This is a genomic window from Sandaracinus amylolyticus (genome assembly GCF_021631985.1).
GTDB lineage: Bacteria > Myxococcota_A > Polyangia > Polyangiales > Sandaracinaceae > Sandaracinus > Sandaracinus amylolyticus_A.
Genome location: NZ_CP070225.1, coordinates 2,737,379 through 2,760,010 on the forward strand (window position 1 = coordinate 2,737,379; position 22,632 = coordinate 2,760,010).

16 protein-coding genes are annotated in these 22,632 nt (G+C 70.5%); 12 read left to right on the plus strand and 4 right to left on the minus strand.

The features are described 5' to 3' along the window. Nucleotides 1-7 precede the first annotated feature (7 nt). Nucleotides 8-1,324, minus strand: a complete 1,317-nt coding sequence (locus tag I5071_RS11305) for an IS110 family transposase (RefSeq protein ID WP_236516683.1) — start codon at nucleotides 1,322-1,324, stop codon at nucleotides 8-10. Nucleotides 1,325-1,633: 309 nt separating this feature from the next. Here I5071_RS11305 and I5071_RS11310 point away from each other — a divergent pair, with 309 nt between their 5' ends. Beyond that, the gene (locus I5071_RS11310; protein WP_236605439.1) at nucleotides 1,634-3,424 is read left to right on the plus strand and encodes a hypothetical protein; all 1,791 of its coding nucleotides are present in this window, start codon (nucleotides 1,634-1,636) and stop codon (nucleotides 3,422-3,424) included. Nucleotides 3,425-3,689: 265 nt separating this feature from the next. Here I5071_RS11310 and I5071_RS11315 read toward each other — a convergent pair whose 3' ends face one another. Next, nucleotides 3,690-5,462 (minus strand): hypothetical protein, encoded by a 1,773-nt coding sequence (locus tag I5071_RS11315; protein ID WP_236605440.1) that lies wholly within the window; start codon nucleotides 5,460-5,462, stop codon nucleotides 3,690-3,692. A 117-nt stretch (nucleotides 5,463-5,579) separates the two neighbouring features. On the opposite strand from I5071_RS11315, the gene I5071_RS11320 reads away from it, so the two are divergent. Further along, nucleotides 5,580-6,452, plus strand: coding sequence for a 3-hydroxybutyryl-CoA dehydrogenase (locus I5071_RS11320; RefSeq protein ID WP_268921220.1), 873 nt, complete (start codon nucleotides 5,580-5,582; stop codon nucleotides 6,450-6,452). A gap of 8 nt (nucleotides 6,453-6,460) precedes the next feature. Beyond that, complete coding sequence (locus I5071_RS11325; protein ID WP_236605441.1) at nucleotides 6,461-7,246, plus strand: enoyl-CoA hydratase-related protein; 786 nt, start codon at nucleotides 6,461-6,463, stop codon at nucleotides 7,244-7,246. On the opposite strand, the gene I5071_RS11330 is transcribed toward I5071_RS11325, so the two are convergent. Next, nucleotides 7,247-8,830: a M48 family metalloprotease gene (locus I5071_RS11330; RefSeq protein WP_236605442.1), complete on the minus strand. Its 1,584-nt coding sequence runs from the start codon at nucleotides 8,828-8,830 to the stop codon at nucleotides 7,247-7,249. Between the two features lie 67 nt (nucleotides 8,831-8,897). Here I5071_RS11330 and I5071_RS11335 point away from each other — a divergent pair, with 67 nt between their 5' ends. Next, nucleotides 8,898-9,731 carry a class I SAM-dependent methyltransferase gene (locus I5071_RS11335; protein ID WP_236605443.1) on the plus strand — a complete coding sequence of 278 codons (834 nt, stop codon included), beginning with the start codon at nucleotides 8,898-8,900 and terminating at the stop codon, nucleotides 9,729-9,731. On the opposite strand, the gene xth is transcribed toward I5071_RS11335, so the two are convergent. Next, nucleotides 9,732-10,508 carry an exodeoxyribonuclease III gene (gene xth / locus I5071_RS11340; protein ID WP_419249651.1) on the minus strand — a complete coding sequence of 259 codons (777 nt, stop codon included), beginning with the start codon at nucleotides 10,506-10,508 and terminating at the stop codon, nucleotides 9,732-9,734. A 99-nt stretch (nucleotides 10,509-10,607) separates the two neighbouring features. Between xth and I5071_RS11345 the strand changes: the two genes are divergently transcribed. The 8 genes from I5071_RS11345 (at nucleotide 10,608) to I5071_RS11380 (ending at nucleotide 22,619) form a co-directional block, all read left to right on the plus strand. Then, nucleotides 10,608-11,279: a hypothetical protein gene (locus I5071_RS11345; RefSeq protein ID WP_236605445.1), complete on the plus strand. Its 672-nt coding sequence runs from the start codon at nucleotides 10,608-10,610 to the stop codon at nucleotides 11,277-11,279. Nucleotides 11,280-11,364: 85 nt separating this feature from the next. Beyond that, nucleotides 11,365-12,723 carry a hypothetical protein gene (locus tag I5071_RS11350; RefSeq protein ID WP_236605446.1) on the plus strand — a complete coding sequence of 453 codons (1,359 nt, stop codon included), beginning with the start codon at nucleotides 11,365-11,367 and terminating at the stop codon, nucleotides 12,721-12,723. A 69-nt stretch (nucleotides 12,724-12,792) separates the two neighbouring features. Continuing rightward, nucleotides 12,793-13,377 carry a polysaccharide biosynthesis/export family protein gene (locus I5071_RS11355; protein WP_236605447.1) on the plus strand — a complete coding sequence of 195 codons (585 nt, stop codon included), beginning with the start codon at nucleotides 12,793-12,795 and terminating at the stop codon, nucleotides 13,375-13,377. 31 nt (nucleotides 13,378-13,408) lie between these two features. After that, nucleotides 13,409-15,838 carry an O-antigen ligase family protein gene (locus I5071_RS11360; protein ID WP_236605448.1) on the plus strand — a complete coding sequence of 810 codons (2,430 nt, stop codon included), beginning with the start codon at nucleotides 13,409-13,411 and terminating at the stop codon, nucleotides 15,836-15,838. Nucleotides 15,839-15,911: 73 nt separating this feature from the next. After that, on the plus strand, nucleotides 15,912-18,194 hold the full coding sequence (locus I5071_RS11365; protein WP_236605449.1) for a GumC family protein: 2,283 nt from the start codon (nucleotides 15,912-15,914) through the stop codon (nucleotides 18,192-18,194). 8 nt (nucleotides 18,195-18,202) lie between these two features. Next, nucleotides 18,203-20,158: an asparagine synthase (glutamine-hydrolyzing) gene (asnB, locus tag I5071_RS11370; RefSeq protein ID WP_236605450.1), complete on the plus strand. Its 1,956-nt coding sequence runs from the start codon at nucleotides 18,203-18,205 to the stop codon at nucleotides 20,156-20,158. After that, nucleotides 20,155-21,435, plus strand: a complete 1,281-nt coding sequence (locus I5071_RS11375; RefSeq protein WP_236605451.1) for a hypothetical protein — start codon at nucleotides 20,155-20,157, stop codon at nucleotides 21,433-21,435. The genes asnB and I5071_RS11375 overlap by 4 nt, the downstream gene beginning before the upstream one ends. Beyond that, entirely contained in the window at nucleotides 21,432-22,619 is a 1,188-nt protein-coding gene (locus tag I5071_RS11380; protein WP_236605452.1) for a glycosyltransferase family 4 protein, read from the plus strand. Before I5071_RS11375 ends, I5071_RS11380 begins: the two co-directional genes overlap by 4 nt. The last annotated feature ends 13 nt before the right edge of the window (nucleotides 22,620-22,632 follow it).

Here is a 22,632-nt window from a genome sequence, read left to right on the forward strand (position 1 = left end):
GCGGTCGTCAGGCCGCCGCGAGCCTCGGCACGAAGGGCGTGCGGGTGCGCGCGACGCTGATCATCGCGCCGAGGAGCTTGCGCATCGCAGCGATGATCGCGAGCTTCTTCGGCTTTCCGGCCGCGACCAGGCGCCCGTAGAACGCCTTGAGCCACGGGTTGTGGGTCACCGCTCGCAGCGTCGGCATCCAGAGCTTCGCGCGCAGGTCGGCGTCGCCCATCGTGCAGGCGGGGCCTCGCAGTGGCTGGCGCTTGCCTGAGTGGCTCACGATCGGGGCGACGCCGACGTACGCCGCGAGCGCGGCCGCGCTCTTGAACGCGTCGAAGTCGATCGAGGCGATCATCCGCGCCGCGGTGTTGTCGCCGACGCCGTCGATGGTGGTCAGCAGCTTGCCGACCTCGTGGCGCTCGAGGCTCTGGCCGATGTCGTCGTCGAGCTTCTTGATCCGCGCTCGGAGCGTCGCGATGTCCTCGCACGCGTAGCGGATCTGAAGCTCGTACGCCGTGCCCTGGTGGCGGCCCACGGAGGTCTTCGCAGCCGCGCAGAGCGCTTGCGCGAGCTCGACACCGATGACGTGGCGGCCGTCGTACTTCAGCTCCGCCAGCGCGTTCGGGTCGGCAGCACGGAAGGCCTCGGCGGTCGGACTCGCGATGAGCAGCGTGGTCGCTTTGGCCGAAGCCACGTCGCGCACGTGCTCGGTGAACTCCGGAAAACAGAGGTCGAGCGCGCGGTGCAGTTGCCGCGTGCGGTCGCCGAGGTCCTGCACGAGGCGGTCGCGAAGCCGGATCAGCTCACGCAGCTCGAGCGTGGCCTCATCGGGCATCGGGGTCGCCGCAGGTCTCTTCTGCTGCGCGAAGCGTGCGATGCCCAGAGCGTCGAGCGCGTCGGTCTTCGCGCGCCGCAGATCCTCGGCTGCAAACCGCGACGTGCGCGTCGGGTTCAACAGCGCGACCTGAAACCCTGCTGCATGCAGGAACGCGAAGAGGTTCTGCCAATAGTGCCCCGTCGCCTCCATCGCGATGAACGCGTCGGCGGGCTCACCGAGCATCGAGCGCAGTCGTTCGTAGCCCGACGCGTCTTCGGAGAACGGCGTCGGCTTCCGCAGTGCCTTGCCCGCCTCGTCCACGATCGCGACGACGTGCTTCTCCGAACCGATGTCGATCCCGACGAATCTCATGTGCCTCTCGAGCTCGTGTTCGCGTCCCCGGGAGCCTCGGAGCCGAGCTTCGTGCCCTTGCTTGTCCATGCGAGGACGGTGGACGAGCCACGCCTCTGGATACCGTTCGAGCAAAGAAACTCGGTCGAGGGCGCCAATCTCAGTCACGGGGACGATGCCCCAAGCCCTACGCGGCGACCCTCTCCCGAAACCGCTGGACCGGCAGCCCTACCACGGCGGGCAATCGGCCGGTGCACTAGATACAAGCCCTTGCCGGAGTGCTCGTCCCGTCGGTCCCGGACGGGAGCGCGCGAAGCGCGCGGACGGTAGGGCCCGGCGGGCGAGCCGATTTTTACCGTCTTCGAGCGTGTGATCGCGCTCTTGTTCGACCTCGGAGCTTCGGCGATCCTGGGCGCCGCAATGGGCGCGGTCCCCGTCTCGATCGGATCTCTCGCCGGCGTGCGCGAGCTCGCCTCGATGCGCCGCGACGAGCTCGTCGCGATGGGCGAAGAGACCGCGGACCTCGCGCGCGTCGTCGACCTCGGCGTGCCCTTCGGCGCCATCTGGGTGATCGGCCTGTCCGACGACGCCGAGGGCAAGACGCTCGCCGCCGTCACCGCCGCGCTCGCGCTCGATCTCACCCGTCCCGTGGTCGAGCTCGGCGCGTTCTTCCGCACCCACGCGCTCGCTGCGCGCTGCCGCAAGCTCTGGCCCGCGACCATCGCGCTGCGGCGCGGCGACGACGTCCGCGCGCGCGTGCACGAGCTCTTCCGCGTGCTCGAGTCGCGCGAGATGCTGGTCGCGATCGGCGGTGTGACCGTCGCCGGCGCGCGCACCGAGGTCGGCGTGCGGGTGACCGTGCGCGACGAGGGTGCGAGCGGCGTCGCAGCGAGCGTCGATCCCCGCACCGGCGATCCCGACGTCGTCGCGGTGTGGTCGGAGAGCGGCACGCCCGCGCTGCTCGATCGCAAGACGATGCGCCCGCTCAGCGACGCGCCGAGCGATCTGCGGCCCGACGTCGTCGAGCGGGCGGCCGATCTCGCCGATCGCGCACAGCTCGCGCTCGGTCGTCCGGTGGAGCTCGCGTTCGGTCATCTGCGGGGGCGCCTCGTGGTGCTCGGCGTGCGACCGCTCGCGCTCGCGCCCTGCTTCACCGACGCGCCGTATCGCCGCGTCGCGCTGCTCACCGCCGACGAAGGCCCGATCGCACCGCTCGCGATCGACGCGCTCGATCGCGCGCTGCGTCGCGCCGACGACGATGCGCCTCGCGTGCTGCGCATCTACGCGCGCGCCTACCGCCGCGTCGAGGCACGCATCCCGGGCTCGCCGCCGGTCGAGGGCGCATCCGCGCTCACCCGCGCCGCGCAGATCGCGTCGGACCTCACGCGCCCCGTCGCCGCGGTGCGCGCGTTCGAGGAGTCGCTCGAAGCGCGGCTCGACGAGATCGATCGCGCGTCCGCCGATGCGCGCACCGGCGCCGAGATGCTGGTCGCGCTCCGCGATCACCAGCGCGTCGTGGTCGAGGCGCTCTCGCTGCTCGAGAGCGCGCGCGTCGCGACGCTCACCGCGGTCTCGGTGCTCGAGGCGACGTGCGGCACGCTCCCGCGCGAGGCCGTGCACGCGCTGGCCGCGCTCCGCCGCACCCGCGCCCGCCGCCGCGTCGACGAGCGCCTGCTGCGCCTCGCGCGTCACCTCGTCGATCAGATCGGCGAGATCCCCGAGGCCCATCGGGTGCCCGCGGCGCTGCGCCGCCGGTGGGACGAGGTGAAGCTCGAGCTGCGCGACGTCCGCCCGATCGGCGTCGACGTGCGGCCGCTGCCCTACGGCGCGAGCGATGCCGCGCTGCGCGCCGCGCTGATCGATGCGCTGCGCACCGTGACCGACGCCGAGGAGACCGCGCGCCGCGAGGCGGTGCGCCGGCTGCTCGCGACCGCGCGCGGCCGTCCGCTCGGGCGCATGCGCGAGGGCATCGCGGGCACGCTCTCGATGGGCCTCGCGCAGCTCGCGGACATCAAGGGCCGCATGGGCGAGGCGCTCGCCATCGCGCTCCTGCGCCTCCGCGGCTCGGCGTCGAACGTCGGCGCGCACCTCGTCGATCACGGCATGCTCGACGATCCCGACGACGCGCTCTACCTCGGGCTCGGCGAGATCGAAGAGGCGATCGGCGGCGAGCCCGGCGCGTACGCGTCGCGGGTGCGGCTGCGCCGCGAGGCCGACCTCCGCTGGCGCGCGCTCGAGGCGCCGCGACGGCTCGCCGCGCGCGCCTGAGCGCCCGAGCGGGCTCGCAGCGCGGCGGAGGGCGTCATCGTGCTGCGCCAGAGGTGCGGACGCGTGTCGGCACCGGTCGTCACGTTCCGACGGAGGCACCGGACGCGTGTCGGCACCGGTCGTCACGATCCGACGGAGGCACCGGACGCGTGTCCGCACCGGTCGTCACGATCCGACGGAGGCACCGGACGCGTGTCCGCACCGGTCGTCACGATGCGACGAGAGGTGCCGCCACGTGTCCGCACCGATCGAGCGCGGCTCGCCCTCAGTTCGTCAGCGCGCCCTCGGCCTCGATCAGCCGGATCATCCAGCTGCGGAGGCGCGGCCAGCCGCCGATCCCGATCGAGTTCGTCTCTTCGTAGTGATCGCCGGGCGCTTCGCTGATGTAGGGCACCCCGGCACCCAGCTCGTAGTCGAAGTCCGGCACGAAGTAGCCGAGGAAGTCGTTGGTCAGCCCGAGCAGCCAGACCTGCTCCGCGTCGGGGCGCCGCTCGAGCAGTCGATCGCGGAGGAACGGTCCGCTCGGCGCCATCGAGAGGTCCGGCGGGTTCTCGTCGTCCTCGTCGATCAGCTCCTCGCAGCCGCCCGGCGTGTGGTCGCACGGCGCTTCGTAGCCGCCGACGAGCTCTGCGGGATCGAGCTCGCCGGGCGCGGTGAGCATCGTCGCGCGGCCCACGTCGATCACCGCGAGCTCGGTGCGCACGTCGGCGAGGTTCCCGTAGCGCGCTCCGATCGGGCGCGTCTCGTCGTAGTTGTAGAGCGCGCGCACGAAGATCCCCGAGGAGTAGGCGATCTGATAGCGAGCGTTCTCGATGGTCACGTAGACCTGCAGGCGATGGAACGCGAGGTCCGCGCTCTCCTCGAGCGTCGTGCCCTCGCCGCGGATCGCGTCGAGCGCGATCACGCCGAGCTGCGTGCCCACGATCTCGGCGTGCTCGTCGCCGTCGTCGCCCGCGAGCGCGGTGCCGTCCCAGCGCTCGATGCGCAGCCCGTTGGGACCGATCTGCGATCCCAGCGCGCCGTTCACGAAGACGGTCACGCCACCGATGCCCTCCACCGGCGTGCCCTCGGGCCCGACCTCGATGCCGTCCTCGATCACCTCGCGCAGCCAGTGTGGCCAGTCGCTCGAGAGGCGCGGGTTGCGCGAGCCCTGGTACTCGGGGTGCGACGCGAAGTTGAGCATCGTCGCGATCGTGGTGCCGCTGCCGGGCGTCGCGGGGTCCGCGGTGCCGTGCGCGACGAAGCGCAGGATGCGCATCTCGTCGTCGATCACGTCGGGATCGCGGTTGTCGCCGACCCAGCGCCGCACGTCGTCGAGATCGCGCAGCCGCACGTCGGCGTACTGCACGTTCGCGCGCTGCATCCCCGCGAGCGCCTGCTGGATCGCGGCGACGCTCTGCTCGCGGATGTAGCGCTGGTAATCGTCGGAGATGCCGGTGTCGTCGAGCGTCGGGCCCCAGATGCCGATGGTGTCGCGCGCCTGGTGCACGTGCGTCGCCGACACGACCACGTAGTCGACGTCGAGCCCCGCGGTCTCGACCGCTTCGCGGATCAGCAGGTTCTCGTCGAGGAACCAACCGACCACGTCGAGCGCGACGAACGCGATCGTCACGTCGCCGTTCCGCAGCACGACGGTGCGCGCCCACTGCGGGCTCATCACGCCCTGCGCCGCGCGTCCGTTGCCGAACCCCGCGATCCACGCCGCGTCGAACACCCCGTCGCCATCGCGATCGTCGAAGGGCTCCACCCCGGGATCCCACTTCGAGTCGCCGTTGGTGTCGGTGAACGTCTCGAACGCGACCGGGGTGATCTCGAGCGCGGCCGCGCCCACGTGGAGCTCGCCGTCGGCGCCCGCGGCGCAGCCCTCGTCGCCGGGGCAGCGCTGCTGCTCGATCGGCGGCCGCTCCATCCACGCGTCGGGTTGGGACGGGCCAGCATCGGCGGGACCGGCGTCCGGCGGGGCCGCGTCGTCGTCGCCGCACGCCGGCGCGGCGCAGAGGATCACGAGCGCGAAGAGGAGCGAAGGCGAGCGCGGCATCGTGCCCTCCGGGATCGGGAAATGCTGCGGGCGTCGCGCGATCGCGTTCAAGAGTCTCGAACGGCCAGCCGAGCGGCTTGACCGGCCCGCGGGCACGCTGGTACGCCCCACCGACTCGTGGAGGCGACAGTGGCGGAGATCCGGATCTTCGGCGTGATCGGAGCGGGCCAGATGGGCGCGGGAATCGCGCAGGTCGCGGCGCAGACGGGCTACGAGGTGAAGCTCCTCGACGCGAGCGCGGCGCTCGCGCAGAAGGGCCGCGACGGCATCGCGAAGCAGCTCGCGAAAGCGGTCGAGAAGGGCAAGCTCGCGAAGGACGAGGCCGACGCGGCGGTCGCGCGCATCGGCATCGCCGACGGCTACGGCGATCTCGCGGCGTGCGACATCGTGGTCGAGGCGGCGACCGAGAACCCCGAGCTCAAGAACAAGATCTTCGAGAGCGCCGACGCGGCGATGAAGCCCGGCGCGATCCTCGCGAGCAACACGTCGAGCATCTCGATCACGAAGCTCGCGGCGCGCACCAAGCGCCCGACGAACGTGATCGGAATGCACTTCATGAACCCGGTGCCGGTCATGAAGCTCGTCGAGATCATCCGCGCGCTGCAGACGAGCGACGAGACCTACGCGACCACGAAGGCGCTCGCGGAGCGGCTCAACAAGACGGTGATCACGAGCAAGGACAGCCCGGGGTTCATCGTGAACCGCATGCTGATCCCGTTCCTCAACGAGGCGTGCTTCGTCCTCGCGGAGACGCTCGGCACGCCCGAGGACATCGATCAGGGCGCGAAGCTCGGGCTCAACCATCCGCTCGGCCCGCTCGCGCTCGCCGATCTGATCGGGCTCGACACGTGCCTCGCGATCGCCGAGGTGCTGCACCGCGAGCTCGGCGACGACAAGTACCGCCCGGCGCCGCTGCTGCGGAACTACGTCGCGGCGGGCTGGCTCGGCCGCAAGACGGGCCGCGGGTTCTACACGTACGAGTCGAAGTGAGGGACGCCGTGGCCAACCGTTCGTACGTTCGGCTCGAGATCGACGGCGCGCTCGCGACGCTCACGATCGATCGACAGGACAAGCTCAACGCGCTGAACGCGCAGGTGATCGCCGAGCTGCACGGCGCGGCCCAAGAGGTGCGCACCACGCGCGGCGTGCGCTGCCTGATCGTGACCGGCGCGGGCGACAAGGCGTTCGTCGCGGGCGCCGACATCAGCGAGATGAAGGAGATGCGCCTCGATCAGGCGCGCGCCTTCGCGCAGGCGGGCCACGCGGCGTTCGACGCGCTCGAGGCGCTGCCGTTCCCGGTGATCGCGGCGGTGAACGGGTTCGCGCTGGGCGGCGGATGCGAGCTCGCGCTCGCGTGCGACTTCGTCTACGCGAGCGAGAAGGCGAAGTTCGGCCAGCCCGAGGTGAAGCTCGGGGTGATCCCCGGCTTCGGCGGGACGCAGCGCCTGCTGCGTCGCGTCGGCAACGCGCACGCGCGCGAGCTGGTCTACACGGGCGCGATCATCGGCGCCGACGAAGCGCTGCGAATCGGTCTCGCGAACCGCGTGCTGCCCCACGGCGAGCTGATGACCGCCGCGCGCGCGACCGCCGCGACGATCGCGCAGATGGGCCCGCTCGCGATCGCCGAGGCGAAGAAGGTGATGCGCGAGGGCGAGGGCCGACTGCTGCGCGATGCGAACGCGCTCGAGGTCGACGGCTTCGCGGGATGCTTCGAGACCGACGATCAGAAGGAGGGCATGCAGGCCTTCCTCGAGAAGCGCGCGCCGGCCTTCAAGGCCGAGTGATCATTCGGCGCCGTAGCCGCACTCGGTCACGAGCGAGGGCGGCAGGTGCCATCCGCCGAGCTCGAGCGGCTGCCACGGATCGTCGTACGCGAGCTGGGATCGCGCGCGCAGCGCCTCGTCGAAGCGCACGCGCGCGCTCGCACAGTCACCACGCGCCGCGGCGAGCTCGGCCTCGAGCTCGAGCACGTTCGCGCGCGGTGCGCCCATCCATGCCGCGAGATCGAGCTCGCGCTCGGCGCGATCGAGATCCTCGTCGCGCCGGGTCGCCCATGCGGCAGCGAGCATCGCGGTCGAGTCCCAGGGATCGATCCGCAGCCGCGTCCATCCCGCATCGCCCGCGAGCGGCGCGTCGTCGATCGCGATCGCCGTCACGTGCTCGACCACGAAGAACGTCGCGACCAGCGCCGCACCGACCGCGAGCCCCACGATCGTACCGATGCGCGTGCGCGGCGGGGCAGGGCGGGGCCCCGGATCGCGCCCGCACGCGACGAGCCGATCGTAGAGATCGGGATGCACGCGCCGCGCACCCGTCGTCATCGGCGCGCGCGCGTCGTCGTGGATCTTCGTGAGCGCATCGGCGAGCGCCGCCGAGCCCGACGTCGATCGCGCCCGCGCATCCGCGCGCTCCTCCATGCGCCGCGCGAGGCGACGCACCAGCAAGAGCGCCGGCACCGCGATCACGAGCGCGACCGCGATCGCGATCTGCGCACCATCGGGGTGCAGCACGCTCCCGACGCGCACGCCGGTCGTGAGCATGAAGATCAACGTGATCGCGGTCGCGAGCCGGGCGCTCGCCACCCACGGCCCTTCGCTCAGATGACCCGCTTCGTGCGCGAGCACCGCGCGCAGCTCGCTCGGCGTCAGCAGCGCCACGATGCGATCGGTGACGATCATCGTGCGCGCCCACGGGATCGCGCCCGCGTTCGTGAGGCGCTCCGTCGGCACCCGCAGCACGGCCGCGAGCCGCACGCCCTCGGCCTCCGCCGCGGCGACCGCGATCGCGCGCACGCTCTCGGGCGCCGGGATCATCGCGCGCGTCGCCACGCTCATCGCGAGCCCACCGAACATCGCGCCGAGCGCCACGATCACGAACGCGACCGCGACGATCTCCCAGCGCACCGCGTCTCCATCGATCACCGGAAGCCGCGCCGCGAGCCCCGCCGCGACGATCGGCCCTCCGACGAACGGCACGATCCGCAGCCGCAGCGCGATCGTCTCCCGCACGTCGCGCCACGTCTGCGATCGCTCTTCGATCAGGCGACCGACGCCGCCCGCGCAGAACGCCACGATCGCGCACACCGCGCCGAAGAGCTCGCTCGCGATGTCCCCGGGCGCCGACACGAAGCGCGGCCCGAGCGCCGTGGCGCCGAGCATCCACGCGAGCTGGATCTGCACGAGCCCCACGACGAACGCCGCCGATCGGAACGGCGCGATCGCGTGGGCTTCGTCGCGACGATCGTCGGGCAGCCGCCGCACGAGCACGACCCACATCACCCACGCCGTCACCAGCGGCACGAGCGCGCACAGGAGCAGCGACCCGATCGGCCGGGCGAGCGCTTCTTCGATCGGGATCACATCGCCCATCACGCGCTCGTCTACGGTGCCATCCCGCGAGTTGCTCGTCCGCTGGGAACGCGCTTCATTGCCGTCGATGTCGCACGAGAACGCGGACGCCGCGACCGTCGAGGGCTTCGGCCAGGAGTGGAGCACCTTCGACTACGCGGAGGACACCGAAGAGCTCCGCCGCGCCTTCGGCAACTACTTCGCGGTGTTTCCGTGGCACGAGCTCCCGAGCTCGCCGGTCGGAATCGACGTCGGATGCGGCACCGGTCGTTGGGCGCGATACGTCGCACCTCGCGTGGGCCGTCTGATCTGCATCGACGCCAGCGCGGACGCGCTCGCGGTCGCGAGGCGCAACCTGCGCGACCGCCCGAACGTCGATTGGGTGCAGGGCACGATCGAGCAGTCGTCCATCGCCGACGACAGCCTCGACTTCGCGTACTCGCTCGGCGTCCTCCACCACATCCCCGACACCGAGGGCGCGCTGCGCGCCGCCGTGCGCAAGCTGAAGCCCGGCGCGCCGATGCTCGTGTACCTCTACTACGCGCTCGACAACCGCCCGCTCGCGTTCCGCGCGCTCTGGCGCGCGAGCGACGTCGTGCGACGCAGCATCAGCCGTCTGCCGTTTCCGCTCCGGCTCGGCGCGAGCGAGGTGATCGCGCGCACCGTCTACTGGCCGCTCGCGAGAGGGGCCGCGGCCGCCGAGAAGCTCGGCGTGAACGTCTCCGGCGTCCCGCTCTCGCACTATCGCGACAAGAGCCTCTACATCATGCGGACCGACGCGCTCGATCGCTTCGGCACCCGGCTCGAGAAGCGCTACTCGCGCGCCGAGGTCGAGGCGCTCCTCCGCGACGCGGGGCTCGAGCGCATCGAGTTCCACGAGGGCGAGCCCTACTGGTGCGCCGTCGGGCGCCGCGCACGCTGATCAAGCGTCCGCGAAGGTCGCGATCACCGGTGCGTGATCGGAGGGCTGCTTCCCCTTGCGCTCCTCGCGATCGATCCGCACCTCGACGAGCCGCTTCGCGAGGGGCTCCGTCACGTCGACGTGATCGATCCGCAGCCCGTCGTTCTTCGGGAACCCGAGCATCTGGTAGTCCCAGTAGCTGTAGAGGTTCCCTTCGTCGGGCCTCAGCCGCCGCAGCGAGTCGACCAGACCGATCGCGCGGATCCGCTGCAGCGCGTCACGCGCGTCGGGCCGGCAGAGCACCGTGTCGGCCCACTTCTCGACGTTCTTCACGTCGAGATCGGTCGGCGCGACGTTGAAGTCGCCGCACAGCGCGAGGGGCTCGTCCGCCGCGTGCTCGGCGCGCAGCTTCTTCTCGAGCCGCGCCATCCAAGCGAGCTTGAACGTGTACTTGTCCGAGTCGGGCGTCCCGCCGTTCGGGAAGTACGCCGAGTACACGCGGATGCCGTGCACACGCGCCGAGATCAGCCGCGCATGCCCGTCCTCGTCGCCGTCGCCCATCCCGCGCCGCACGTCGTCGGGCTCGGTGCGGCTCAGGATCGCCACACCGTTGTAGGATTTCTGTCCCAACACTGCGGCGTGGTATCCCGCGGCCCTGACCTCGTCCCACGGGAACTTCGCCTCTTCGAGCTTCAGCTCCTGGAGACACAGCACGTCGGGCTCGTGCCGTGCGAGCAGCGCCAGCAGACGATCGTGGCGAGCCCGGATCGAGTTCACGTTCCAGGTGATGATCTTGATAGGCACCGGCCGGGTACTACCTCGGCGCTCGTCGGTGGGGAAGAGCGGGCGCTGAACGTGCGGAGCGGGCGCCGCAACGAGTGGTGCAGGAGCCGGAAAATGCGCGGATTCCGTCGCGTTGACGAAGCAGAGGGCCGCCGATATAGTCGCGGCACCTCTGATCAGAGGAGGGGTGGGATGCGTCTTGGCCGCGGCAGTCTGCTCGCGCTGATCCTGACAGGAGCCCTCGGTGGCATCGGATTCGTCGCAGCGCAGGACGCGGCGACAGGCGAGGAGACGGGCACGGACGAAACCGGTGAGATCGCGGCGCGTCGTCGCGCGGATCTCAGCCCCGCCGAGCAGATCGCCGAGGCGCAGCGCATCCAGGAGCGCGGCACGACGCTGAGCCGTCGCGTCGGCTCGATGCTGGACGAGGCGCGCCGCGAGGGCGACGTCATCCGCGTCACCTGCCTCGACGACAAGCTCACGCAGATCAACGCGCACCGCCGCACGCTCACCGATCGCGTCGAGTCGCTCCAGACCGCGACCCAGGTCGGCGACGAAGGCCGCCGCAACCACGAGTTCACGGTCATCTCGGTGCTCTCGCAGAACCTCGACCAGCTCGAGCGCGCCGCGAGTGAGTGCATCGGCCAGGACATCTACGAGACGGGCGCGACCCGAATCACGACCACGATCGACCCTGCAGCGCCCGACGAGGATCCGACCGCGATCCCCGAGGTGCCGGAGGCCGACGTGCCGTTCATCCCGCCGCCTGCCAGCCCCACGATCTGATACCGCCTACCGAGGCACGCACCCGCCTATTCGAGGCACGCACTGAGGGGTCGGCAGTTTCGTTGCCCCGACGGAGCCCCGCCGGATGAATCTTCGACAGATTGGCTTTGCCCTCGCGATCGCCGCGCTCGTGATCGCATCCACCGCGAGGACAGCCGCAGCGCAGGGATGGCTCGAGGACCGCGATCGCGCCGAGGGTCCAGGTATCCGCCTCGGTGACTTCGAGCTGCACCCCGGCATCGGCCTCGAGGTCGGGTGGGACTCGAACGTGTACTACACGAGCGACGATCCCGCGCCGGGCCTGCCGCAGCGCGTCGACAGCGCGATCCTCCGTGTCACGCCCCACCTGCTCTTCTCGACGCTCGGTGCGGAGCGTCGCGCGGAGGGCGAAGGCGCGCCCAGCGAGCCGCCGGTCATCCAGTTCCGAGGCGGGCTCTCCGCGTCGTACTACGAGTTCTTCGCGGACGAGCGTCGACGCAACGTCGCGATCGACATCGGACTGAACCTGTCGATCCTCCAGGGACGCCCGGTCTCGTTCACGATCTACAACCAGTTCGGCCGCTCGATCAGGCCGTTCACCGAGAACACGTCGAACGTCTCGTACGCCCGGATCCGCGAGGACGCTGGGCTCCAGGTGATGTTCTCGACGCCGGGCCAGATCCTCCAGGTCGGCGTCGGCTACGACTTCGGGCTCGACTTCTTCGAGGACGACCAGCTCCAGTACGGCAACTCGTTCAACCACGCGATCACGCTGAGCGAGTCGTTCCGGTTCCTGCCGCAGACCGCGCTGGTCCACACGACCAGCGTGATCATCCGCGACTACTACCAGCCCCCCGGCGCTGGAAGCGATCGCCCGGCGCAGCTCGACAGCGTCCGTCTGAGCTCGATGCTCGGTGTGAACGGCGCCATCACGAACGAGATCTCGTTCATGGTGCAGGGCGGCTACGGCGCCGGGTTCTTCGAGAGCATCGGGACGACGTACGATCAGGACTACGATACGTTCCTGGCTCGTGCCGAGCTCCGGTGGCGCCCGATGGAGGCGTTCCGGCTGAGCTTCGGATACGACCGCAGCGTGCACCCGTCGTTCGTGGGCAACTACTACTCGCAGGACCGCGGGTACATCAACACGCAGATGATGTTCGGCGGCGCGTTCCTGCTCGGCGCCGATCTGAGCCTCGCGTACTACGACTTCGGGCAGATCGTGGCGCCCGATGGCGTGACGCCGATCGGCAACTCCACGGAGCGCAGCGACGTGCGGTTCATCGGATCGATCTTCGCGGAGTATCGCTTCACGGAGTGGCTCGGGGTGAACGGTACCTTCCGGTACACCGGCAGCTTCACGGACTTCGCGTACGACGTCCCGGTCGGTGGTGGTGCAGTCGCTCTCGATCCGGCGCAGTACAACAAGATCGAGCTGTGGCTCGGAGTGCGGGTCTTCTACTGATCCTGCCGCTCGGCGGATCCGCGCTCCGGCCCTGAACAGATCTTCGTTCCGATGCATCTTTCGGGCTCGATGCGTTCGTTCGCGTTCGTCGCGGTTTGCCTCTTCACGGCGTCGTGCGGCCCCTCCGGCCGGATCGAGCGGCCGCCGACCAGCGGTGAAGAGGACACGACGCTCGGGGCCAGCGACGTGTTCGACGTGCGCGTCTTCGGCGAGGAAGAGCTCTCCGGGACGTACCGTGTCGCGCAGGACGGCACGATCGACTACCCGTTCATCGGACGGATGGAGGTCGCGGGGCTCGAGCCCTACGAGATCGCCGATCTGGTCGAGGGTCGGCTGCGCGACGACGGATACCTCGTGAACCCGCAGGTCTCCGTGTTCGTGCAGGAGTACAACTCCAAGCGGATCTCGGTGCTGGGCGCGGTGCGGAACCCGGGGAGCTTCCCGATGCAGAGCGGCCTGACCGTCGTGCAGGCGATCAGCCTCGCCGGTGGCTTCACCAGCCTCGCCAACCGCGATGGCACGACGGTGTCCAGGCGCGTCAGCGGCGAGACTCGCCGGTTCGCGGTTCCCGTCGACGCCATCACGTCGGGGCGCGAGGGAGACTTCGCGGTCCAGGCGCAAGACATCATCTACGTCCCGGAGCGCATCTTCTGAGGCTCGCGTGGGGCGCCCCTCGGACCCGCGCATGCGCTCTCGGAACGACCGCGGACGGCGCGAGCGCGTCGCCCTGGCAGCGATCGCCGGTCTGATCGTCGTCGCGCCCGAGCTCATGGGCGGGGCGACGCCGTGGGCGCTCCTCGCGATCGTGTTGCTCGCGGGCGCTGCGGCATCGACCGGGGTTTGGTTGCTCGCTGCGACCTCGAGCGGGTCGTTCGTCGTGCCTCGCGGGGTCGCGATCGCGGTCGCCGCCGCACTCTCGCTCACCGTCCTGCAGGCGGTGCCGCTCCCGACCGCGTTCTCCGATCGCTTCTCGCCCGAGGGCGTCGACGCGCGCGCGTCGATCGCAGCCCTCGGAATGGGTGTCCCTTCGTGGTGGCCGCTCTCCGCGTCGGAGATCGCCACCCGGTCGCAGGTCCTCGTCGGGCTCGCGATCCTCTGCGCATTCTCGAGCGCCACCATCCTCTGCAGTCGCGGGCAGCGTGAGTGGATCGTTCGGTTGGGAGCGACGTCGACGCTGCTCGTGGCGCTCGTGTCGCTCGCGCACGTCACGCTCGATCTCAGGGCGCCGTTCGGGGTGTTCCCGGAGCCGTGGTGGAACACCCCGCTGATCGGGCCGCTGCTCAATCCGAACCATCTCTCCGGGTTCGTCGCGATGGGCGTGCCGCTCTCGCTCGCCGCGGGCCTCGATGCGCGCGCACGGCCGGCGCGGATCGGCTGGTTCGTCTCCGCCGCGATCAGTGCTGGCGTTGCCGTGGTCTGCGCATCTCGTGGCGGGATCGCGTCGCTCGTGGTCGGGGTCCTCACGCTCGCCGTGCTCATGTTCGCCCGACGGCGCGCGCTCTCTCGGCGTGTCGTCCTCGCATCGCTCGGCGGCCTCGCGGTCCTCGCGATGGCAGCGGTGGTCGGTGTCGCGCTGGTGCTCGACTGGGTGCGCCACGAGGTGGAGCGGGGCTCGTACGAGAAGCTCCGACTGGCATCGCGCGGCCTCGAGCTCGCGCTGACGCACCCGTGGCTCGGGGTCGGGCGCGGCGCGTTCAGCGCTGCCTTCGTACGGCTCTTCGGCACCGACGAGCGCATCGATCACCCCGAGAACATCGTCGTCCAATGGACTAGTGAGTGGGGCCTGATCGTCGGCGTCGCGCTGCTCGTCACACTCGCGGCCGCCTGGGCTCGAGGGGCGCTCGCGGCGCGCTCCCCGGCACAGATGGGCGCGCTCGCATCGGTCGCGTCCATCGCGACACACGATCTCGTCGACTTCGCGCTCGAGATGCCGGGCATCGCGATGGTCGCGACGACCGCGCTCGCGGCGGCGATTGCGCCGTCTGCGCGCCGCGAGGAGGCCGACGTCTCGGTCGCGATCTCGTCGCGGACGCTCGGTGCGCTCGCCGCCGCGACGCTCGTCGGTGTCCTCGCGCTCGGTCCGAGCATCGTCTCGCTCGATCAACGCCTGCTCCAGAGCGAGCTCGTGAGCGCGCTCCGTCGTGGCGACTTCGAGAGCTTCGATGCGCGGATCGCCGACGCGGTCCGCGCCCATCCCAGCGAGCCCGTGTTCACGCTGCTCGGCGCGCATGCCGCCGCGCGGCGCGGCGACGAGCGGGTGGCGCTCTGGCTCAACCAGACGATGCGTCTCGCGCCGGGCTGGCACGAGCCGCATCGGATCGCCGCTCGGTGGCTGACGCGAAGGCGCGCGTTCGAGCAGGCGTGGCTCGAGGTGCGCGAGGTACGCGATCGGCTCCCGGCCGTGGCCCCGCGGGTCGGTTGTGACGTGCTCGCCGCGAGACCTGACCCGTCGGTCGCCATCCGCGTGCTGGGAGATGATTCCGCGCTCCTCGATGCCCTCGCGGCTTGTCCGGGGCTCCCGGACGGGGTCGTGTCGCAGCTGGACGATGCGCTGGTCGCGTCGGGGCTCGAGGGCCCCCACGTGCGTCGCGCTCGGCGGGCGATTGCCGATGGGCGGGCAGCCGACGCAATCCGCGAGCTCGAAGGACTCTCCGGCCCCCCTGGCCAGCAAGTGACCTTCGTCCGCGCGGACGCGCTCCTCGCGCTCCACCGGGCCGCGGAAGCGGCCACGGTGCTCGAGCAGCTCGGAGTGCGTCCCGAGGGCGAGGACGAGCGGCTGCGCCGGCTCGCCGAGGCCCGCGCCGCGGCAGGCGACGCCGACGGGATGCGCGACGCAGTCCGAGATCTGGTGGCGAGCGCCTCGGGCGCGCCGGCTCGAGTGGCCGCGGCCCGGATGGTGCTCGCGCGCCTCGAACGCCAGCTCGGGAACGACGGCCGCGCGCTCCGTGCGCTCGAGGAGGCGCACCGCGCCGATCCCAGCTCGCGGGCGCTCGACCAGATCGCGAGCCTCTCGGACGAGATGGGAGACATCGCGCGAGCGCGCCGCGCGCGCATGGAGATCTGTCGGCGCGATGGGAGCACCAGCGCCGCCTGTGCTCGGCCCGGAATCGAATGATCCCCGAGATTCCCGCAACTCAGGGTTGCTTGACTCGTGTCTCGAACGAGAACACCTTCGCCGCCGGTCGCGGATGAGCGCCTCCCCCGACAAGCCGAATAGCGCGGCGCGGGCGCCTCGTGCGTCTGCGGCCAATCTCGGCGAGATCCTGCGCGGGCTCCGCAGCTATTGGTGGCTGGTGCTGCTGATCGGCGCCGGCGTCACCGCCGCGGCGGCGGCGTGGAGCGTGCGCCAGCCGAGGATCTACGAGGCGGCGTGCACGATCGAGTTCGATCCGAACCCGCCGCGTCCTCTCGGCCGCGACATCGAGGATGTCGCGACGCCGATGACGAACTTCTGGCTGAGCCGCGAGTTCTTCGCGACGCAGGAGCGCATCCTCGGCAGCCGGCTCGTCGCCGAACGGGTCGTCCAGCGCCTCGAGCTGCACCGCGACCGCACGTTCTTGACCGACCCGAGCTCGGTTCCCGCGAGCTGGGACGGGATGTCCGTCGAGACGGCCGCAGCGCTCCTGCAGAGCCGCCTGACCATCGAGTCCGTGCAGGGCACGAGGCTCGTCTATCTGAAGGTCCGGGACACGCGTCCCGATCGTGCCGCGCTGATCGCGAACACGATCGCCGACGTCTACATCGAGAAGACGCTCGAGGACCGCATGGGAGCGACGGTGAGCTCCCTCGAGTGGCTCGGCGGGCAGCTCGACAACCTGCGGACGCAGCTCGATCGATCGGAGCTCGCGCTCCACGAGTTCAAGCTCGATCACAACATCCTGTCGGTCTCGCTCGAGGACCGGCGGAACCTCGTCGCGGCGGAGATCGAGCACTTCAACACGGCGCTCACCGAAGCGCGTGCGAACCGCATCGCCCTCCAGGCGCGCCTCGCGCGGCTCCGGGCGCTGCTCGCCAGCGACGACATCGAGGCGCAAGCGAGCGCGCTGACCGACAGCACGACCGTGCAGGAGCTCCACGGCGCGCTCCGCACGAAGATCGCGGAGCGCACGGGGCTGCAGGAGCGCTACGGCGCGCGTCATCCGCGCATGACCGAGCTCGACGCCGAGATCGGTACGCTCCGCGACCAGCTGCGACGAGAGACCGAGGCGATCCTCCGCTCGGCGGAAGCGGACGTCCGCGAGGCGACCACGCTCGAAGCGGGACTGCGCACCGCGGTGGACCAAGCGCAGGAGGCCGGTCTCGAGCTGAATCTGCGCGAGATCGAGTACTCGCGCCTGAACCGCGAGCGAGAGAACAGCGCGAAGCTCTACGAGGTCGTCCTGCAGCGGACGACGGAAGCGGACATCACGCGCGCGCTCCGCACGACCTTCGTTCGCATGGTCGATCGCGCTCTCGTTCCGACGAGCCACGTGAGCCCGCGGACGACGACGAACGTCGGCATCGGCCTGGCGCTGGGGCTCGCGCTCGGCCTCGCCCTCGCATTCGGCCTCGCGCAGCTCGACACGCGCCTGCGCTCACCGGATCAGATCGCGGAGCTCGGTGCGACGGTGCTCGGCGTGCTGCCTCTGATGGCCGAGCCGGACGCGCGCAAGAACGGGACGCAGCGCCCGAGGCGGCGCGCGACCGTCGTGCAGGGCACCAGCAGCAGGGACCTCATCGCGCATCACCAGCCTCTCTCCGCGGTCGCCGAGAACTTCCGAACGATCCGAACGAACCTCGTCTTCATGGAAGGCGAGAAGCTGCACACGCTCGCAGTCACGAGCGCGAACCCACGCGAGGGGAAGACCACCGTCACGGCGAACCTCGCGGTGTCGCTGGCGCAGAGCGGCAAGCGCGTGCTCGTGATCGACACCGACCTCCGGCGTCCGCGCGTGCATCGCGCGTTCGGCGTGGCGAATCGTGTCGGGCTCACGAGCTACATCGCCGGACAGAACGACATGCGCTCGATCGTGCAGAGCACGAGCGTCCCGGGTGTCCACGTCATTCCGTCCGGCCCGATCCCGCCCAACCCGGCGGAGCTGCTGCACCGTGAGCGCTTCAAGGAGCTCCTCGACGAAGCGCGACGCGAGTACGACCTGGTGATCTGCGACTCGCCGCCGCTCGGCGCGGTGATCGACGCAGCGGTGCTCGGACCGCAGGTGGACGGCATGGTCGTGGTCGCGCGCGTCCGCGAGACGACGCGACATGCAGTGCGGGCGGTGTTGCAGCAGCTCCGCGACGTCGGCGCGAACGTCGTCGGCGCGATCGTCAACGGGTTCGACCCGCGGTCGGGTGGCGGCTACGGCGGCGGCAACGGCTACTACAACTACTACTACCAGTCGAAGGGCGGCTACTACGTCTCGGACGAGACCGCCTCCACCGAGGAACGCCCCAGCGATCCGGATGGCGACGAGCGCCGTCCTCGTGCCTGAGCCGACCGATGTGCGGCATCTCGGGGATCTGGTCGATCGATGGGCGAGGGGATGCGCTCCGCGCGCGGGCCGCGGTCATTCGCGATTCGATCGCGCATCGCGGTCCTGACGACGCGGGCGAGTGGGAGGAGACGACGTGCGGGCTCGTGTTGGGCCAGCGACGCCTGTCGATCCTCGACCTCTCGCCGCTCGGGCATCAGCCGATGGTGTCGGCCTCGGGCCGCTACGTCGTCGTGTTCAACGGCGAGATCTACAACCATCTGCGCATTCGTGCGGAGCTCCCCGACGTTGCGTTCCGCGGCACGTCGGACACCGAGACGCTGCTCGCCGCGATCGAGCGCTGGGGCCTCGAGGGCGCGCTCTCGCGCTTCGTCGGGATGTTCGCGATCGCGCTGTGGGATCGCGAGGCGCGCACGCTGCAGCTCGTGCGCGATCGCCTCGGCATCAAGCCGCTCTACTGGGGGCGCACGACGCGCGGCGATCTGCTCTTCGGCTCGGAGCTGCGCGCGCTGCGGACGCACCCCGAGTTCGACACGACGATCGATCGCGAAGCGCTCACCGCGTACTTCGAGACGAGCTGTGTCCCGGCACCGCTCTCGATCCACCGCGCCGCGCGCAAGCTCGAGCCCGGGACGATCCTGACGTTCCGCGCGCCGCAGCGCGATCCCCAAGCGACGCGCTACTGGCGCGTGGAGGACGTCGCACACGACGGACTTCGGGATCCGCTCCGCGACTCCGAGCCGGAGATCCTGGAGCGCATCGAGGAGACGCTCCGGGACGCGGTGCGCCTGCGCCTCCTGTCGGACGTGCCGCTCGGCGCGTTCCTCTCGGGAGGCATCGACTCCTCGCTGGTCGTCGCGATCGCGCAAGAGCTCTCGAGCGCGCCGCTCCGCACGTATTCGATCGGCAGCACGGACGCGGCGTACGACGAGTCGGCGTTCGCGTCGGAGGTCGCGCGTCGCCTCGGGACCCGGCACACGGCGCTCACCGTCCGCGACGCCGAGGCCCGCGAGATCGTGCCGCAGCTGGCTTCGATCTACGACGAGCCGTTCGCCGACAGCTCGCAGATCCCGACGTTCCTCGTCTCGCGTCTCGCGCGCAACGACGTCACGGTCGCGCTCTCGGGCGACGGCGGAGACGAGCTCTTCGGCGGGTACAACCGGTACCTGTGGGCACCGCGCCTCGCGCGCGTCCAGTCGGTCCCGCGTGCCGCGCGCCGGGTCGCAGCGGCAGCGCTGGAGCTGCTGCCGACGAGCGCGTGGGACTCCATCCACGCGCACCTCAGTCCTCCGCTGCCGCCAGTGCGGCTCGTCGGCGACAAGCTGCACAAGGGTGCTCGCGTGCTGCGCACGGGCTCGATCGACGAGATGTACGCCGCTCTGCGTCGGCAGTGGTGGCCCTCGCCCGTGCTCGACGTGCTGACACCCGACGAGGCCGTGCACGCCGGGCGTACGTTCGACGCGGCACATGCGCTGATGCTCCGGGATGCTGCCGCGTACCTGCCGGACGACATCCTCACGAAGGTCGACCGTGCGAGCATGGCAGTCGCGCTCGAGGCGCGGGTTCCGATCCTGGACCACCGTGTCGTCGAGCTCGCGTGGCGTGTTCCGATGCGGATGAAGATCCGCGACGGGAAGGGCAAATGGGCCCTCCGCGAGCTGCTCGCCAAGCGACTTCCGCGTGACGTGTTCGAGCGCCCGAAGACCGGGTTCAGCGTGCCCGTCGGCGCGTGGCTCCGCGGTCCGCTGCGCGACTGGGCCGAGTCCCTGCTGGACGCGAAGTCGCTCGAGTCCGCAGGGCTCGATGCGCGGCTCGTGCGTGCGCGCTGGCAGGCGCATCAGGAGGGCGCAGCCGACGCCGGTCTCGCGCTCTGGGACGTGCTCGCATTCGCGGCGTGGCAGCGGGAGATCGAGCGAGGCGTACGCGCGGAGGCGAGAGATCCGTTCGCGAGGAGCTCGGCGTGATCGCCGTCCTGCTGAGCTTCGTCTTCGCCGTCGTCGTCTACCTCGCGCCCCAGGCCGTGCTCCCGCCGGAGGACGCGCGGAAGTTCGGCATCGTGATGCTCTTCGGATTCCTGATCCGAATGGGCGCGGCAGTGTTCCTCCGAGAAGTGCCGCTGTTCTCGCACGGCGCTTCGAACACCGCGGACGCGGGGTTCTACGAGCTCGCGTCGGGGATCGTCACGCAGATCTGGTTCGGTCAGGGCTATCCGTCGTTCATCACCGCCGACCAGATCAACATCCCTCAGGCGCGCAATGCGATGCTCGCAGTCAACGTCTATGCGCTCGTCCACTACTTGAATGGTGGCGAGATGTCGCGCATGGGCTGCGTCGCGATCAACGCGCTCGTCGCGTGCATGACGTGCCTGCAGCTGGTTCGTCTCGGCGTGACCATCGGCGGATCGAGCGCGGACTCGCGTCTCGTCGGGGCCGCCATGCTCTTCAGTCCAGGCTTCGTCTTCCACACTGCCGACCTCTTCAAGGACGGCATCTCGGCGCTGCTCGTCGTCACCGCCGTCGTGTCTGCCTTCCGGTTGGCGGAGCGCTTCACGATCTCCGACCTCTGCATCGGCATCGTGTGCCTGTTCGGCACTTGGTACGTGCGGTTCTATCTAGTGTTCTTGGTGAGCGCGCCGTTGGTCTTGAGCCTGCTCGGGATCCGCTCGGGCTCTGCCGCGCGGGCCGTCATCGCTCTCGCGTTCGCGTTCGCCGCCGCGGTGGCGATCATCGGTCTGACGAGCGCCGCGGACGAAGCGATCGAAGTCGGGCTCGACACGTTCGAGACCGCCACGTCGGCGAACGCGCGGGACTACAACGCGCAGGGCGGCTCGGGGGTTCGCTTCGACGACTCGAACCCGTGGGTCTCGTTCCCGCTCCGATTGCTCTACACGCTCTTCTCGCCGTTCCCCTGGCAGTCGGGATCGATCGGATTCCACGGCGGCAAGATCGACGCCTTCATCTGGTATTTCTTCTTCTATCGCGGCGCGCGCGCGGCGCGCGTGATGTGGCGCGAGGACCGCGGGACGCTGGTGATGTTCCTCGTCGTCCTGATCCCGCTCACCGTCGCGTACGCCACGACGATGGCCAACGTGGGCCTGATGCTCCGACAGCGCATTCCGATCGTGATGCTCGGCTCGGTGCTCGCGGTGCGTGATCGGCGGCGCCAGCGCGCGAGCAGCGAGTTCGCTGACGATTCTGCGACGAGCTCTCCAATCGATCAGGGGAGCCAGGCCGCCGCATGAGACCGAAGCTCTTGTTCGTCGTGAACGAAGACGCGTTCTTCGTCTCACACCGTCTGGAGATCGGAACGGCCGCGCGCGACGCCGGGTTCGACGTCGTCGTGGCGGCGGGTCCGGGCGGAGCGCGATCGTCGATCGAGTCGCACGGGCTCCGGACCGTGGAGCTTCCGTTCGATCGAGGCGGGCGCTCGCCGACGCGCGACGCTCGGACGGTCGCGCGTCTCGTCGAGCTCTACGCACGCGAGCGCCCGACGCTCGTGCATCACGTCACCATCAAGCCCGTTCTCTACGGATCGATCGCGGCGAAGCTCACGGGCGTGCGCGCAGTGGTGAACGCGATCAGCGGTCTCGGCTTCGTCTTCTTGTCGAAGCGCCTCTCCGCCCGCGTGCTCCGCGGCGGCGTCGAGAGCGCCTACCGAGTGGCCCTGTCGGGGCCCCGTGTGCGCGTCGTATTCCAGAACGCCGATGACGAGGCGCTCTTCGTGTCGAGAGGGCTCGTCGACGCCGATCGCGTGCTGAGAATCCCGGGATCGGGCGTGGATCTCGCGCGATTCACCGAGCGCCCGCCCGACCGCGCCGAGACTCCGGTCGTCCTTCTTCCTGCGCGATTGCTCTGGGACAAGGGAGTCGGTGAGTTCGTCGACGCGGCGCGCTCTCTGCGAGCGCGAGGCGTGCGCGCGCGGTTCGCATTGGTCGGAGGGGGCTCGACGAACCCGGCGAGCGTTCCTCCGGCACGAGTGCGGCGTTGGGTCGACGACGGTGTGATCGAGGCCTGGGGCCACCGCACCGACATGCCGGAGGTGCTGGCGCAAGCGAGCCTCGTCGTTCTGCCTTCGTACCGCGAGGGCTTCCCGCTCGCGCTGGCGGAAGCATGCGCGGTCGGTCGCGCGTGCGTGACGACCGACGTGCCCGGCTGTCGCGACGTCGTCGACGACGCGTGTGGTTGGCGCGTCCCCGCGCGGGACGCGTCAGCGCTCGCCGACGCGATCGCCGATGCACTGTCGGATCGAACGCGGCTCGAGGAGATGGGGCGACGAGCGGCGCAGCGCGCGCGTGAACGGTTCGGACGAGGAGCGATCGTCGCATCGCATCTCGCGCTCTATCGCGAGATGCTCGGCGATGCGTGGCCGCGTGTTGCGAGCGTGTCGCCACGAGAGCACGGCGTCGCCGGGAGAGTGGGAGAGTGAAGGTACTGCACGT

Excerpts from the sequence above, each read along its gene's own strand:
- I5071_RS11380 (WP_236605452.1), top strand. The coding sequence starts at position 21,432 with ATGAGACCGAAGCTCTTGTTCGTCGTGAACGAAGACGCGTTCTTCGTC.
- I5071_RS11355 (WP_236605447.1), top strand. The coding sequence starts at position 12,793 with ATGCGTTCGTTCGCGTTCGTCGCGGTTTGCCTCTTCACGGCGTCGTGC.
- I5071_RS11335 (WP_236605443.1), top strand. The coding sequence starts at position 8,898 with ATGTCGCACGAGAACGCGGACGCCGCGACCGTCGAGGGCTTCGGCCAG.
- I5071_RS11360 (WP_236605448.1), top strand. The coding sequence starts at position 13,409 with ATGCGCTCTCGGAACGACCGCGGACGGCGCGAGCGCGTCGCCCTGGCA.
- I5071_RS11310 (WP_236605439.1), top strand. The coding sequence starts at position 1,634 with ATGCGCCGCGACGAGCTCGTCGCGATGGGCGAAGAGACCGCGGACCTC.
- I5071_RS11350 (WP_236605446.1), top strand. The coding sequence starts at position 11,365 with ATGAATCTTCGACAGATTGGCTTTGCCCTCGCGATCGCCGCGCTCGTG.
- I5071_RS11365 (WP_236605449.1), top strand. The coding sequence starts at position 15,912 with ATGAGCGCCTCCCCCGACAAGCCGAATAGCGCGGCGCGGGCGCCTCGT.
- I5071_RS11315 (WP_236605440.1), bottom strand. The coding sequence starts at position 5,462 with ATGCCGCGCTCGCCTTCGCTCCTCTTCGCGCTCGTGATCCTCTGCGCC.
- I5071_RS11345 (WP_236605445.1), top strand. The coding sequence starts at position 10,608 with ATGCGCGGATTCCGTCGCGTTGACGAAGCAGAGGGCCGCCGATATAGT.
- asnB (WP_236605450.1), top strand. The coding sequence starts at position 18,203 with ATGTGCGGCATCTCGGGGATCTGGTCGATCGATGGGCGAGGGGATGCG.
- I5071_RS11330 (WP_236605442.1), bottom strand. The coding sequence starts at position 8,830 with ATGGGCGATGTGATCCCGATCGAAGAAGCGCTCGCCCGGCCGATCGGG.